Origin of the sequence: Xanthomonas sp. D-36-1 (genome assembly GCF_017746155.1) — a bacterium.
Lineage (GTDB): Bacteria > Pseudomonadota > Gammaproteobacteria > Xanthomonadales > Xanthomonadaceae > Xanthomonas > Xanthomonas cissicola.
In genome coordinates this window covers 1-14,242 of sequence record NZ_JAGHWR010000003.1, presented here as the reverse complement: position 1 = coordinate 14,242, position 14,242 = coordinate 1, and the positions used below count along the sequence as shown (strand labels likewise).

The window sequence follows — 14,242 nt, the reverse complement described above, 5'->3', positions numbered from 1 at the left end:
CCATGCCGGTGGCGCGTCAGCAGCGTGGTGCGGCGGTCGAGGCGGCCGCACGCGCGTTGCTGGAGCAGGCCGGGCTACGGCTGGTGGTCGGCAACGCCAACTACCGCGGCGGCGAACTGGATCTGGTGATGCACGATGGGCCATCGCTGGTGTTTGTGGAAGTGCGCTACCGGCGCGACGACCGCTTCGGCGGCGGTGCGGCATCGGTGGACTGGCGCAAGCGTCGCAAGCTGGTGTTGGCCGCGCAGTTGTTTCTTGGCGCTCACCCGGCCCTGGCGGCGCTGCCGTGCCGCTTCGATGTGGTCGATGCCAGCGGCGAACCGCCGGTATTGCACTGGATCCGCGACGCGTTCCGCGCCGACGATTGCTGACCGCCACCGACGCTCACGCCAACGTTTCTTATGCCAACCATCATGACCCATGCTGCCGTGCCATTGGCGCTGTGGTGGGCCAGCGAACGCGGCCGCATCTCGCCGCTCCTGCTCGCGGCCGGCGTGGCGGCGGCGATGCTGCCCGATGCCGATGTGCTGGCGTTCGCGCTGCACATTCCCTACGCCGATGCATTCGGCCATCGCGGCGCCAGCCACTCGCTGTTGTTCGCCAGCGTCATCGCACTGCTCGGCGCCGCGGCGCATCGCAGCCTGCGTGCGGATGCCGTGCAGGCGTCCGTATTTTTGTTCGTCTGCGCCGCATCGCACCCGCTGCTGGATGCGATGACCTCCGGCGGCCTGGGCGTTGCGCTGGGCTGGCCGTGGAGCCAGACGCGCTGGTTCGCACCATGGCGGCCGATTCGGGTGTCGCCATTCGCGACCGGCTTCTTCAACGCGCGCGGCCTGAGCACGTTGCTCTCCGAGCTGCGCTGGGTCTGGTTGCCGCTCACCGTCGCCGTGCTGGGGTGGAAATGCATCCAGCGCGCGGCACCACAGGATCGCATGTCATGACCGATGTACTTCCCACCGCACTTGCCGAGGTGTTGGCCGCGCGCCTGGGTACCGATGGCTGGTTGACTGGCGACGATGCGCGCCGCCGCTATGGCGAAGACGATTCGCGCCGCTGGGCACTGCCCGCCGCGGTGGCGTTGCCGCGCGACACCGACGAGGTGGTGGCGATCGTGCAGGCGTGCCGCGCGCACGGCGTGCCGATCGTGGCGCGCGGCGCCGGCACCGGCACCACCGGCGCGGCGGTGCCGTTTTCCGGCGGCGTGGTGGTGTCGATGGCGCGCATGCATCGCCTCATTGCGCTGCGCCCGGAAGACCGCTGCGCGGTGGTGCAACCGGGCCTGCTCAATGGTGACCTGCAACAGGCGCTGCAGCCGCATGGCTTGTTCTGGCCGCCGGATCCGTCCAGCGCGGAGATCTGCAGTATCGGCGGTAATCTATCCACCAACGCCGGCGGCCCGCGCGCGGTGAAGTACGGCGCCACCCGCGACAACGTGCTCGGCCTGGTGGCGGTGACCGGCACCGGCGAGGTGATCCGCTGCGGCGGCGCGTACACCAAGAACTCCACCGGTTACGACCTCACCCATTTGCTGGTCGGCAGCGAGGGCACCCTGGCGATCATCGTCGAGGCGACCTTGAAGCTGACCCCGCGCGCGATTGCGCAGGCCGGCCTGCGCGCGCTGTACCGCGATGCGTCCAGCGCCGCAGCCGCGGTGTCGCGGCTGATGGCGCAGCCGACCACGCCGACCATGCTGGAATTCATGGATGCCAGTGCGATCGCGCTGCTGCGCCGCAATGGCAGCGATGTGCCCGACGCCGGCGCCATGCTGTTGATCGAAGCCGACGGCGATCACGACACCTTGCCGTACGCGCTGCAAGCGTTGCACGACGCCGCCGATGGCGAGGGTGTCTTGAGCCTGGACGTGGCCACCGATGGCAGCGCACGCGACAAGCTGTGGGCCGCACGCCGCGCCTTGTCGCCTGCCCTGCGCACCATCAAGCCGGGCAAGATCAACGAAGACGTGGTGGTGCCGGTGTCGCGCATCCCCGAACTCGTCGCCGGCGTGGAAGCGCTCGCTGCGGAATTCGCGCTGCCCATCGTCGCCTTCGGCCATGCCGGCAACGGCAACCTGCACGTCAACATCATGTACGACCCGGCCGATGCCGACGAAAATGCCCGTGCGCATGCCGCCCTGCCGCGGCTGTTTACGCTGGTGCTGGCGCTGGAAGGCACGCTCTCCGGCGAGCACGGTATCGGCGTGGCCAAGCGCGATTTCATGAGCCAGGCGTTCAGCGCACCGACCTTGGCGGCGATGCGCGCGATCAAGGCCGCGCTGGATCCGGATGGGATCTTGAATCCGGGCAAGGTGTTGCCGCCCGCTTAGTGGCGCGCCCGGATCAGCGCGTGACGCCGATAAAGCGCAGGCCCACGCCGAGCTCGGTGACGATGTAGTGCGGGTCGGCGGCATCGTCGTGCAGTTTCTGGCGCAGCTTGCCGACCAAAATGCGCAGGTAATGGGTGTCTTCTTCGTGGGTCGGGCCCCACACTTCGCGCAGCAACTGCGGTTGGGTGACCACGCGGCCGGCGTGTTTGAGCAGCAGTGCGAGCAGGGCGTATTCCTTGCGGCTCAGCGGCACGGGCTCGCCGTTGAGGGTGACCTCGCGCAGGCCCAGGTGGATATGCAAGCGGCCGTCGTCGAACACGCTTTCTTCCACCGTGCTGCCGGCGCCGGCCTGGCGCAGCAGCGAGCGGATGCGGGCCATCAATTCCTGCACGCCGAAGGGTTTGGTGACGTAGTCGTTGGCGCCGGCATCGAGCGCGGCGACCTTTTCGGTTTCGCCGGCGCGCACGGTGAGCATGATCACCGGCACGTTGGACCACTGGCGGATCTCGTGCAGCACTTCATGCCCATCGCGATCGGGCAGGCCGATGTCCAGCACCACCAGTTCGGCGCCCTGCCCGGCCAGCAAGGCCAGGCCTTCTTCGCCGGTGCCGGCCTGCAGCACACGATAGCCCTGCGCACGCAGGCTGATGTCGAGGAAACGGCGGATCTGCGGCTCGTCGTCGACGATCAGCACGCGGGCGGGCGGGATGGCGGTGAGGTCAGTCGGCATCGGGGCGAGGTGGCGCGGCGGGAACGAGCAACGGCAGCGTAATGCGGATGGTGGTGCCGTGACCATGCGCGCCTGCCAATGCTTCCACGCTGCCCCCGTGCGCGCCGATCATGCCCTGGCAGATGGCAAGACCCAAGCCGGTGCCGTTGCGCCCGCGGTCGCCGCGCTCCACGCTGTAGAACATGTCGAAGATCCGCGCGCGCTCGTCTTCGGGAATACCCGGACCCTGGTCGCCGATGTCGACCTGCAACGCGCCGGCACGCAGCTGCGCGTGCACGGTCACCGGCACGCCGGCTGGCGAAAATTTCGCCGCATTTTCCAGCACGTTGAAGATGGCCTGTTCCACCAGCGCCGGATGCACCCAGATCGCCGGCAGGTCGGCGGCCAGGTCCAATTGCAGGCGCACCTCTTGCTGGTAGCGCTGCAGGCGGCGGGCGGCCGAGCCAATCAATTCGTCGACGCCGATCCAGTCGCGATTCAAGGTCAGGCCAGTGTGGCCGAGCCGGGTCATGTCGAGCAGGTTCTGGATGTAGCGATCCAGCCGCTCGCCTTCGAGCTGGATGGTGTCGAGCAGACTGTGGCGGTCGTGCGCGTCCATCGCATCGCCGTAGCTGGCCAGGCTGCTGGCCGAGCCGATCATCGAGGCCAGCGGCGAGCGTAGATCGTGCGAGACCGACGAGAGCAAGGCAGAACGCAGGCGCTCGGTTTCGCCGCTGACGCGTGCGCCTTCCAGATCGGCGACCAGGCGCGTGCGCAGCGCTGCCTGGCCGATGTCTTCCACCATCGCTTCGGCCAGGCGGCGTTGTTCCAGGCCGGGCCGTTGCAGAGCCTGTCGAAAGCGCAGCGCGGCCACACCCAGGGTGCCGCGCTCGTGGCGCACCGGCAGGCACCACCACTGCGCCCCGGCCAGGGTATCGGTGAAGCGGCCGGCCGGTTGGCCGTGGCGCTGGGTCCAATCGGCGGCGCTGCGATCGAGCGCACCGAAGCTGCTGGGTGCGTCGCTTTCGCGCTGCTCCAGGCGTAGCCAGACCTCGGCATCCAGCGCAGTGGTCAGCGCGCGACGGCCGGCTTCCAGCACCTGCCCCAGATCGGCGGCGGTGCTGAGTTGGCGGGCCAGCGCCTGCAAGGCGTTGGCATGCGCATTGGCCGCGCGCAAGGCCAGGACCTGGCTGCGCAAACGCGAGGCCAGCCGGCCGGCGACCAGCGCGGCGATCAGGAACATGCACACCGTCACCACGCCCTGGCGTGCGCTGATCTGCAAGGTGAAACGCGGCTCGATGAAGAAGAAGTTGTAGGCGACAAAACTCAACAATGCGGCAACCACCGCAGCGGCCATGCGCGTGCGCGACGCCACCAGCACCACCGCGACGATGAACACCATCGACAGGTCGTCGATATCGGTCCAGCGTTGCAGCAACCACGCCACCCCCACCGCACCAGCGGCCGCGATCGCAGCGAACGCCATGTCGTAACGCTGCAGCCATTGGCGCGGGTTGCGCCAGCGTTGGCGCGCACGTGCGCGCGCATCGGCGGAGCTGACGATCACCAGTTCGTAATGCGCGCCACGTTGCAGCAATTGCTGGGTCAGCGTGCGGTTGAACATGCGCGCCAGCGGGCGCTCGCGGGTGCGCCCCAGCACCAGGGTGGAGATGCCGTTTTGCGAGGCGAAATCCAGCAAGGCATCGGCGACGTTGGCGCCGTGCAGCAGCGCGGTGTCGCCACCGAGGCGATGGGCGAGCGCGAATGCGCGATCGATTTCCAGCTGCCAGGCTGCATCGGTCACGGTGCGGGCCTGCACGGTGACCACCGTCCACGGTGCATCGCGCCGCTCCGACAGACGCCGCGCCACGCGCACCAGATAATCCGAGCTGCCGCGGCCATCGATGGCCACCACCACGCGGCGTCGCAACGCGGCGGTGCCAGGCAGGCCGCGCGCGGCCTGGGTATCGCGCAGATCGCTGTCGACGCGGTCGGCAGCGGTCTGCATCGCCAGCTCGCGCAACGCGGTGAGGTTGGAAGGCGAGAAAAACTCCTGCAATGCCTGCGTGGCCTGCTCGGGCAGATACACCTTGCCCTGCTGCAGGCGCTCGATCAGTTCGCGTGGCGGCAGGTCCACCAGCACGATGTCGCGCAGCCGGTCGAAGACGGCATCGGGCACGGTCTCGGACACGCGCACGCCGGTGATGCGCAGCACGATGTCGTTGAGGCTTTCCAGGTGCTGGATATTGACCGTGGTGTAGACGTCGATTCCGGCATCGAGCAACTCTACGATGTCTTGCCAGCGTCGCTCATGGCGGCTGCCGGGCACGTTGCGGTGCGCCAGCTCGTCGATCAGGGCCAGCCGCGGTTTGCGTGCCAGCAACGCATCCAGGTCGAGTTCTTCCAGCATGCGGCCCTGGTAACTCACGCGGGCGCGCGGCAGCAGCGGCAGGCCTTCCAGCAGCGCCGCGGTTTCGCTGCGCCCGTGCGTTTCCACCACGCCGGCCACCACATCCATGCCCTGGCGCAGGCGCTCGCGCGCCCGCGACAACATGGCGTAGGTCTTGCCGACCCCGGGCGCGGCGCCCAGGAACACCGTCAACCGCCCGCCGTGTTCGCGCTGTAATTGGCCGATCAGGGCATCGGCTTGCTGGGTACGGGCGTCGTTCATCGGGAATCGGGAATCGGGAATCGCAGAGCGTACAGCTGCGTGATGATCCTAGTGCGCCTGCTTCACACCATTCTCCAGTCCCGACGCCCCATTCCCGGCTTGATCGAGCGCCAGATTCAAGGCGAGCACATTCACCCGTGGCTGCCCAAGCAGTCCGAACTGGGGTGCTTCGGTGGCCGCCTGCACCAGGGCGGCAACGCGTTGCTCGGGCCAGCCGCGCGCGGCGGCCACGCGGCGGATCTGCACCCGTGCGCCGGCCGGGCTCAGGTGCGGGTCCAGGCCGCTGCCGGATTGGGTCAGCAGCTCGCCCGGTACGGCCTCAGGGGCGATGCCGTCGCGTGCGACCACTTGCGCACGCGTGGTGGCGATGCGGGCCAGCAGCTCAGGATTGGAGCGGGCCTGGTTGCTGCCAGCCGCGGCGGTGAGGTCGTACTTGGCAGCCGACGGACGCGGCTGGAAATAGCGCGCATCGGTAAACGGCTGGGCCACCAAGGCCGAACCAACCACGCGCGCATCGACGCGCATCAGCGACCCGGTGGCCTGCTCGGAGAACAGCGCACCGGTGATGCCGGTGGCGATCAGCGAGTAGGCCAGGCCCAACCCGAACAAGGTGAACACCGCGAGCACGAGCGAACCGCGCAGGACGCCGTCGTCGCGTAACGGCAAGGAAGAAGACATGGACATGTTCCCGGAAGAAGAAAGGGGCATCACGCGTGGCTCAGGCACCGAGGACGGCAACCAGCGCCAGATCGATCACTTTGATCGCAGCGAACGGCAGCAACACGCCACCCACGCCGTAGATCAGCATGTTCCGGCGCAACAGCGCGGTGGCGCTGGAAGGACGAAAACGCACACCGCGCAACGCCAGCGGAATCAAGGCCGGAATGATCAACGCATTGAAGATCAGCGCCGCCAGCACCGCATGGCGCGGGCTGGAGAGCTGCATCACGTTGAGCGCTGCCATCGACGGGATGGCGGCAGCGAACAGCGCCGGCAGGATCGCGAAATACTTGGAAACGTCGTTGGCCAGCGAGAACGTGGTCAGCGCGCCACGCGTGATCAGCTGCTGCTTGCCCACCTCCACCACCGCCAGCAGCTTGGCCGGATCCGAATCCAGATCCACCATGTTGCCGGCTTCCTTGGCAGCCTGCGTGCCGGAGTTCATTGCCAGGCCCACGTCGGCCTGCGCGAGCGCCGGGGCGTCGTTGGTGCCGTCGCCGACCATCGCCACCAGTCGCCCGCCCGTCTGTTCGGCACGGATGCGTGCCAGCTTGTCTTCCGGGCGAGCCTGGGCGATGTAGTCGTCCACGCCGGCTTCGGCAGCGATCGCGGCTGCGGTGAGCGGGTTGTCGCCGGTGATCATCACCGTCTTGATGCCCATCGCACGCAACTGCGCGAACTTTTCCTTGATGCCCTGCTTGACCACGTCGCTCAACTCGACCACACCGAGCACATGACGGCCTTCGGCCACCACCAACGGTGTGGCACCGCCACGTGCGACTTCTTCGATACGGCCCTGCAGTTCCGGCGAGACCGTCGCGCCCTGCGCCTGCACATACGCCACGATCGAATCGCCGGCGCCCTTGCGGATGCTGCGCCCGCCGATATCCACGCCGGACATGCGCGTCTGCGCGGTGAACGCGATGAAATTCCCACCCTCCGCCTCCGCTGCGATGGCACCTTGCTGACGCGCCAGCTTGACGATGGATTTCCCTTCCGGCGTCGGATCGGCCAGCGAGGCGAGCATGGCCGCATCGCGCAATTGCGCGCGGTCGACGCCGGCCAGCGGATGGAACGCAGTGGCCTGGCGGTCGCCGTAGGTAATGGTGCCGGTCTTGTCGAGCAGCAGCACATCCACGTCGCCGGCCACTTCCACGGCCTTGCCGGATTTGGCCAACACATTGGCCGACAGCGCGCGGTTCATGCCGGCGATGCCAATTGCCGGCAACAGCCCGCCGATGGTGGTCGGGATCAGGCACACCAGCAACGCGATCAGCAGCAGCGGATCCAGCGTGACGCCGACAAAACCCGCGATCGCCGGCAACGATGCCACCACGATCAGGAACGTCAGCGTCATCGCGGCCAGCAACAAGGTCAGCGCAATTTCGTTCGGCGTCTTTTGCCGGTTGGCGCCTTCCACCAACGCGATCATGCGATCGAGAAAGCTGTGCCCCGGCTCGGCGGTGACCTTGAACACGATCTCGTCGGAGAGCACGCGCGTGCCACCGATGACGCCGCTGCGATCGGTGCCGGCCTCGCGCAGCACCGGCGCCGATTCGCCGGTTACCGCCGCTTCGTTAATGGTGGCAACACCCCGCACGATCTCGCCATCGGCCGGCACGAATTCGCCTTCGGACACCATGACGTAATCGCCCGGGCGCAACTCCGCTGCCGGCACGCGCGTTTCGCGGCCACCGAGTACGGTTTCCACCCTGCGTGCCACCAGGTCCTTGCGCGCACGCCGCAGCGATGCGGCCTGGCCGCGGCCGCGCGCTTCGGCGATGGCCTCGGCAAAATTGCCGAACAGCACGGTGATGAACAGAATCGCCGTCACCGCCCAGCCGAAGCCGGCATGCGAATGCCCGCTGGCGGTGATCACCGCCGCCAGCAAGGTACCACCCATCACCACCGCCATCACCGGGCTGCGCAGCAGATGCCGCGGCGCCAACTTGGCGAACGCCGCACGCATCGCCGCAGCCAGCACGGCGGCATCGAACAACGCTGCGTCACCGCGCTCGCGTTTTTCAGTCGTATCGATCGTAGACATTGCTCAGAATTCTCAGGACGCCGCCAGGGCGAGGTGTTCAGCGATAGGACCCAGCACCAGTGCCGGCATGAACTGCAGCACGGTCAGCACGATCACGATCGCCATCAGGGTCAGCGCAAAGGTGGGCGTTTCGACCTGCAGGCTGCCGGCCGACTCCGGTGCACGCCGCTTCACTGCCATGCGTGCGGCCACCATCAACGGCAGGATCAATGCCGGATACCGTCCCAGCGCCAGCACCACCGAGCAGCTCAGATTCCACCAGTACGTGGCATCGCCCAGGCCTTCGAAACCCGAGCCATTGTTGGCGAACGCAGAGGTGTACTCGTAGAACACCTGGCTGATGCCGTGGAAGCCGGGGTTGGAATTGGCAGTCAATGCCGGGACTGCCAGCGCCACTGCAGTAAAGCCCAGCACCACCAGCGGCTGCAGCAGGATCAACAGCGCCAGCAACTGCACTTCGCGCGATTCGATCTTGCGACCGAACAACTCCGGCGTGCGTCCGGTCATCAAGCCGGCCAGAAACACGCTCAGCAACAGATACACCACGAATTGCTGCAGGCCGCAGCCGATGCCGCCCCAGATGGCGTTGATCAGCATGTCGACCAACGTGACCAGGCCACTCAGCGGCGCCAACGAATCGTGCATCGCATTGACCGAGCCATTGGAGGTCTGCGTGGTCAACGCCGCCCACAATGCCGAGGCGTCCGCACCGATGCGCACTTCCTTGCCTTCCATCAACGCCGGCGAGCTTGCGGTGGCCGAGTGCGCTTCAGACCACAGCAAGAGCGCGGTGGATGCGGCCGACATCGTCAACATCGTGCCGAACACCAACGCCGTGAGCCGCTTGCGCCCGGTCAGGTAGCCGACCATGAACACCACGCTCATCGGCAGCAAGACCAAGGCGAGGGTTTCAAGCAGATTGCTCAACGGCGTAGGGTTTTCCAGCGCCACCGAACTGTTGGGGCCATACCAGCCACCGCCGTTGGTACCGAGCTGTTTCACCGCCACCATCGCCGCAACCGGGCCCACCGCAATGGTCTGCTTGGGCATGCCGGCGCTGCTATCCAATGGCGTCGCCGTCGCTGCGCCCTGTAGCGTGGATGGCACGCCCTGCCAGCCGAGCAGCACGGTCCACAGCAGGCACAGCGGCAACAACACGCGTACGCTGGAGCGGACCACGTCGGCCCAATAATTGCCGACGTCGGCTTCAGGCAGCGCTTCCAGGCCGGAACCCGTGTGCTGGCGTCCCTGACGCGACACTTCCGGCTCCGAAATCTACGCCACAGCCGTCGTGTCCAGAATCGGAGCAGCAATCGACGCCTGTTTGGCTACGCGCCCACCGAACAAGGCGCGCAGCGTCGCAACCGCCAATGCCAATCCCATCATCGGCGTCACCACCTGCAGGCCGACGATGCCGGTCATCTGCGCCAGATACGACAACTGCGCCTGGCCGGAATAATGCTGCTGATTGGTATTGGTGACGAACGACACCATGGTGTGCAGCGCGGTATCCCACCGCATGTTGGGGATGGCATCCGGGTTGAACGGCAGCCATGCCTGGGTCATGAACACCACCCAGGTCAGCAAACCAACGACAAGGTTGCTGAGCAGAAAGGCCATGCTGTAGCCGCGCCACGACATGCCCTGCTGCGGGCGTGTGCCGAGCAGTGCGTACAACGGCCGTTCGATCCAGCCGAACAGCGCATCGCCACGCATCGGTGCGCCGCGCATCACCGCGGCCATGTAACGGCCCAGGGGCCACGCCAGCACGATGGCCAGCGCGTACACAAGAAAGGTTTCAGTCATTGGAGCGCACTCGGATCAGAAGTCTTCGGGCCGCAGCACCACGTACAGCAGGTACGCAGCAGCAACGAGTACGGCCACGCCGCACAACAGGGACAACCAGCCAGGCATGTCGGTCACTCCCCCATCTGCGCGCACGGCGGCGCGATCAATGCGATGTGCAACGACGTAGGCAGCGTATGCGTGCCCACATGGCAAAGCGCTGCCGCACCGTGCGCGCAGCGCCGATGGAGCAGACAGGTCAAGGGATGCATCGGGATCGTCCACGGCGGAACCGCTCCGCCAATCTGCGCAGTCTCTGCCTGGGCCGCGTAAAGTCGCTATGGACCTGCCGCGGGCGCGACGTAAAGTCCGCATAAAATGCGCCGGGCAGCCCTGCGCCTCAACCAGATAACCCTCTGGGCGCTCCGACTGCTGGCTCCCCCGACTGCGCGGGCCTGACGGCGCGCAGATGGCAGCCATGCTGTGAAGCCCCATCTGCTCTAGGTCGCGCCGGACAGGGTGGCACCAGGCAGATGCACGTCTGCTGGTGTGACCACAGCACACTCAATCAAACAGTGCTCACATGTCCAGATACCTGCGCGACACAGTCGCAAGCATCATGCTGGCCGTGGCGATCGCGTCATCGCATCTGGCGATGAGTTCAGCGGCCTGGTTCGGAATCGCAGCGGCCTGCGCACGGACAGCGGCGATGACCGGTATCTGCTCGCTCGGGAAGAGGCTCCCCGCCGCTGCAAGCACATCCAGGCTGCACAGATAACGCACCGCGGCAGGCTGGTGTGGCAACGCTCCGGCCAACCGCCTCAGCACCGCAGCGCCACTCTCGGTGCTGTCCAATGCGTGCACGGCCCGCGTCAATTCCCTGAAGGCGGCCTGGCGCACTCCCGGATTGGGCAGTCTGTTCAACAAGGCCACCAAGTGGGTCAAGGCTTCGGCTCCATCGCCCGAACGCGCGAGGTACTCGGCAAGCTGCGCATACGCCTGCTGGAATCGATGGATCGGCTCCAATCCGACAAGATGCAGGCGTAGGGTCACCTCCGCCAGCAGGCGGGGGCCGGTCTGGAGCGCGGCAGCCTCGGTGATCGCCAGATTGACTGCCTCCTCGGGCAGCTGCCTGATCGCAGAGGCCAGCAAATGAAACGGAAGTGCTCCGCCGATGCCTCCGGCAGCGCCGCCCTGGGCCGGAGCCACGGCGCCTTGCGCGCCTGGCTCAGCATCACCTTGCACGCCCCCTGCATCAGCCTCTGCTACTGCCCCCATATGGCCACCGTGCGCTGCTCCGGCAGCAGCCTGCAGCGCCTGCCTTCGCGTGGCAATCAAACTGGGCAAGATTGCATGGAAGGCGAGCGCGCGCAGGTCCTCGGGCAAGCATCCCAGGTCATCCGTCAAGCGCGCCACCACGCGAAATGCCATATTCCCGGAATAGCGGGTGGCGTGATTCAACACCTCGGTAAACGCCTCAAATCGCTGCGCCTGCGGCAAGGATGGAATCCGCGCCGCAAGCCTTCCGTATCCGCGCAATATCTGCTCGCTGCGATCCTCATCGTCCGGATAAGGGAAATGCGTCACCTCGTCCAGGGCGACACGCATGCTCTCTGCACTATGGACGGCCCCGAACTCCAAGCTCGGGTCATAGCGCGGCCGCGCGGTCAGGAACGCTCGCATCCCGCTGGTGTCTTCCGCCATCTGCCGCGAGACGCTACCCAGGCGCGCGAGGCTGCGTGGTCCGCACCGCTGCAAAATCTCGCGACGGAGATCATTCGGCACGCTGGGTTGGCACTGTGCCTGGATCGAGGACTCCTTGGCTCCCCGAAGCCTGTGACGTCAACGCCTCCTGCGTTTGGCTGGTTGACTCCACAGCATGCGGCAGACCGGTTCGATTGATCGGCATCTCGGGGCTCCTGCGGTGTGCCGCAGCAGCGGCATCGAGTTAGGCTTCGTGCCTACTTTCCCGAAAGCGGCATCATCTGCGCGCGCACTGTCAGAAATCGCGTTCGCCTGAACGAACGCGACGTGACCGGTGCAGATGTGGGTTCTGCGGATGGCCTGCCATCGGCCGCTGTTCGCCAGTACCGCGGCGGGCGACCTGGGATCGATGCAGATGCGGCGTGCCGCCCTACCGCAGCGGCACGTTCAACACGGACGGCGCTGCAACTGGCGAGGTGAATGTCACCGTGCCACCGCCCTCGCTGGCATCGGTATAGCGCGCGTCGCGGGTGTCGATCACCAAGACCAGTCGCTGCCCTGCGGGAATCTCGGTTGCCGCCGCCTGCAGCGGCCAGTCCAGCGTGACTGCGCGCCCCGATGTGGCATCGCGCAACGAATACGGCGCATGCGTAATCAGTTTCGCCACGCCCAGCGCATCCATGCAGTAGAGATACGCGAAAAGGCTGACGTTGGACTGACTGGGCACCACTGTGACGCGTAGCGACGGGCTACCGGCCAGGCGCCGGGTGCTGTTCGATGGCGAGCCGACCCACACTGCGGCGCCGGCGCGGTTGACCAGCGGAATGGAGGTGCTCACCGGCAGGCCGATGCCCTGCAGCAAACCGCTGACCAGCACCACCCCGGAATCGGCCACGGTCGGCACGTCGGTGGCGATGCGCGATTGCCAACCGCTCGACGTCCCGCCGGTCAATCCACCAGTGGGGCTCAGCAACCCTGCTGGTGCCGACAGACCAAGCTGTGTCGTGGCCTGTTGGACCGATGCCCAGTCCGGATAGTCCAGCCATTGACCCGCACGTGGCGAGAGCCGCACTGGCGCTTCTGCATCCACGCCGTTGCGAAGCTGCTTGAGATGGCGATCGAACCAGCGCGTGGTCGCGGTATAGATCTCATTCGGTAACCCCAATGCGCCGGGCAGCTCTGCGGTGGCGTGATCGCCCTGGCTGAGCAGCAGTTGTTTGGGGCCACGCAACTGGTTGAAGAACGCAATGGTCTGATTGGGCGGAAACAATCCGTCGTTGAAGGCATTACCCAACAGGACCGCGGTACCACGCGCATTGAGCGCTGCCACATCGGTCGAAGGGCTGCGCGAGGCGGCCTGCGGCAGGAAGCCCTGCACCGCGCCGTCGTAATCGCCTTGCGCCACGCGTGCGCCGATCTGCGCCGATCTGCGCCAGATCCGGGCCGGCCCGGCCGGTCAGGGCGCCCGCACCCACCAGCAATCCCACGCCCTGCTGGCTCACCGTGCGATTGGAATACAGCGAGGCTTCCAGATCGGCCCAACCGCTGAGCGCGGCCACTGCCTTGATACGCGGGTCGCGCTCGGCCGCCAGCAGGCTGATGCCTGCCCCGTACGAAATGCCCGACGCGCCGATCGCATTGGGATTGGCCGGTGTATGCGCCAATGCCCAGTCGATCACCGCACTGACGTCTTCCACCGTGTCCGGCCCGGCGATATCGATCTGCCCAGCCGAATCCCAGAATCCACGCGAGGTATAGCTGACCACCACGTAGCCGTCGCTGGCCAGTTGGGTAGCGCGCCCCAGATATTCCAGATTGGGCAACGACCAGCTGGCCGGCATCACGATCAGCGGAAACGGCCCGGCGCCCTGCCCTTGCGGTACCAGCACCAATGCGCCCATTTGGGCGCCGTCCCAGCCTGGAATGCGTTCATAGGTCTTGCTGAAGGCGCCCGCCACGGCCGACGCCGATGCCAACAGCAACGCCAGTGCGGCGATGCTCCCGATCCAACGCTTGCTCATGCTGCTGTCTCCCATGCAAAGCCGGGCCGGGATGGCCCAGCGGCAACTGCGATGCATCCGTGGTTGGGGGGGAGAACGTGGCGAACGTACCAGACGGTACGGTATGGCTCAAGGGCCGGGATTCGGGATTCGGGATTCGGGATTCGGGATTCGGGATTCGGGATTCGGGATTCGGGATTCGGGATTCGGGATTCGGGATTCGGGATTCGGGATTCGGGATTCGGGATTCGGGATTCGGGATTCGGGATTCGGGATTCGGGAT

The 14,242-nt window shown here is 66.6% G+C and carries 9 protein-coding genes and 2 pseudogenes; 3 read left to right on the top strand and 8 right to left on the bottom strand.

The window, feature by feature from the left end; translation table 11 throughout:
* Nucleotides 1-2: 2 nt before the first annotated feature.
* Genes J7367_RS00800 through J7367_RS00790 form a run of 3 tightly spaced genes read left to right on the top strand, consistent with a single transcriptional unit; the run spans nucleotide 3 to nucleotide 2,323 of the window.
* Complete coding sequence (locus J7367_RS00800) at nucleotides 3-371, top strand: YraN family protein (RefSeq protein ID WP_007968683.1); 369 nt, start codon at nucleotides 3-5, stop codon at nucleotides 369-371.
* Nucleotides 372-401: 30 nt separating this feature from the next.
* Complete coding sequence (locus J7367_RS00795) at nucleotides 402-941, top strand: metal-dependent hydrolase (RefSeq protein ID WP_057660577.1); 540 nt, start codon at nucleotides 402-404, stop codon at nucleotides 939-941.
* Nucleotides 938-2,323, top strand: a complete 1,386-nt coding sequence (locus J7367_RS00790) for an FAD-linked oxidase C-terminal domain-containing protein (RefSeq protein ID WP_057660579.1) — start codon at nucleotides 938-940, stop codon at nucleotides 2,321-2,323. Before J7367_RS00795 ends, J7367_RS00790 begins: the two co-directional genes overlap by 4 nt.
* Nucleotides 2,324-2,336: 13 nt before the next feature.
* Here the strand turns inward: J7367_RS00790 and J7367_RS00785 are convergent, their stop codons facing one another.
* From J7367_RS00785 to J7367_RS00750, 8 genes and pseudogenes are all read right to left on the bottom strand, one after another.
* Entirely contained in the window at nucleotides 2,337-3,053 is a 717-nt protein-coding gene (locus tag J7367_RS00785) for a response regulator transcription factor (RefSeq protein WP_057660581.1), read from the bottom strand.
* Nucleotides 3,043-5,703, bottom strand: a complete 2,661-nt coding sequence (locus tag J7367_RS00780; protein WP_057660583.1) for a sensor histidine kinase KdpD — start codon at nucleotides 5,701-5,703, stop codon at nucleotides 3,043-3,045. The genes J7367_RS00785 and J7367_RS00780 overlap by 11 nt, the downstream gene beginning before the upstream one ends.
* 48 nt (nucleotides 5,704-5,751) lie before the next feature.
* Complete coding sequence (gene kdpC, locus J7367_RS00775; protein WP_022558294.1) at nucleotides 5,752-6,381, bottom strand: potassium-transporting ATPase subunit KdpC; 630 nt, start codon at nucleotides 6,379-6,381, stop codon at nucleotides 5,752-5,754.
* A 40-nt stretch (nucleotides 6,382-6,421) separates the two neighbouring features.
* Nucleotides 6,422-8,470, bottom strand: coding sequence for a potassium-transporting ATPase subunit KdpB (gene kdpB / locus J7367_RS00770; RefSeq protein ID WP_057663139.1), 2,049 nt, complete (start codon nucleotides 8,468-8,470; stop codon nucleotides 6,422-6,424).
* A 12-nt stretch (nucleotides 8,471-8,482) separates the two neighbouring features.
* A pseudogene (kdpA, locus tag J7367_RS00765) lies at nucleotides 8,483-10,276 on the bottom strand (potassium-transporting ATPase subunit KdpA).
* Between the two features lie 15 nt (nucleotides 10,277-10,291).
* Nucleotides 10,292-10,384: a potassium-transporting ATPase subunit F gene (locus tag J7367_RS00760; protein ID WP_005910961.1), complete on the bottom strand. Its 93-nt coding sequence runs from the start codon at nucleotides 10,382-10,384 to the stop codon at nucleotides 10,292-10,294.
* A gap of 450 nt (nucleotides 10,385-10,834) precedes the next feature.
* Nucleotides 10,835-12,040 (bottom strand): type III secretion system effector F-box protein XopI, encoded by a 1,206-nt coding sequence (gene xopI / locus J7367_RS00755; RefSeq protein WP_254894365.1) that lies wholly within the window; start codon nucleotides 12,038-12,040, stop codon nucleotides 10,835-10,837.
* 349 nt (nucleotides 12,041-12,389) lie between these two features.
* Nucleotides 12,390-13,980, bottom strand: a pseudogene (locus tag J7367_RS00750) (CocE/NonD family hydrolase).
* Between the last annotated feature and the right edge of the window lie 262 nt (nucleotides 13,981-14,242).

Excerpts from the sequence above, each read along its gene's own strand:
- J7367_RS00800 (WP_007968683.1), top strand. The coding sequence starts at position 3 with ATGCCGGTGGCGCGTCAGCAGCGTGGTGCGGCGGTCGAGGCGGCCGCA.
- J7367_RS00795 (WP_057660577.1), top strand. The coding sequence starts at position 402 with ATGCCAACCATCATGACCCATGCTGCCGTGCCATTGGCGCTGTGGTGG.
- J7367_RS00790 (WP_057660579.1), top strand. The coding sequence starts at position 938 with ATGACCGATGTACTTCCCACCGCACTTGCCGAGGTGTTGGCCGCGCGC.
- J7367_RS00785 (WP_057660581.1), bottom strand. The coding sequence starts at position 3,053 with ATGCCGACTGACCTCACCGCCATCCCGCCCGCCCGCGTGCTGATCGTC.
- J7367_RS00780 (WP_057660583.1), bottom strand. The coding sequence starts at position 5,703 with ATGAACGACGCCCGTACCCAGCAAGCCGATGCCCTGATCGGCCAATTA.
- kdpC (WP_022558294.1), bottom strand. The coding sequence starts at position 6,381 with ATGTCTTCTTCCTTGCCGTTACGCGACGACGGCGTCCTGCGCGGTTCG.
- kdpB (WP_057663139.1), bottom strand. The coding sequence starts at position 8,470 with ATGTCTACGATCGATACGACTGAAAAACGCGAGCGCGGTGACGCAGCG.
- J7367_RS00760 (WP_005910961.1), bottom strand. The coding sequence starts at position 10,384 with ATGCCTGGCTGGTTGTCCCTGTTGTGCGGCGTGGCCGTACTCGTTGCT.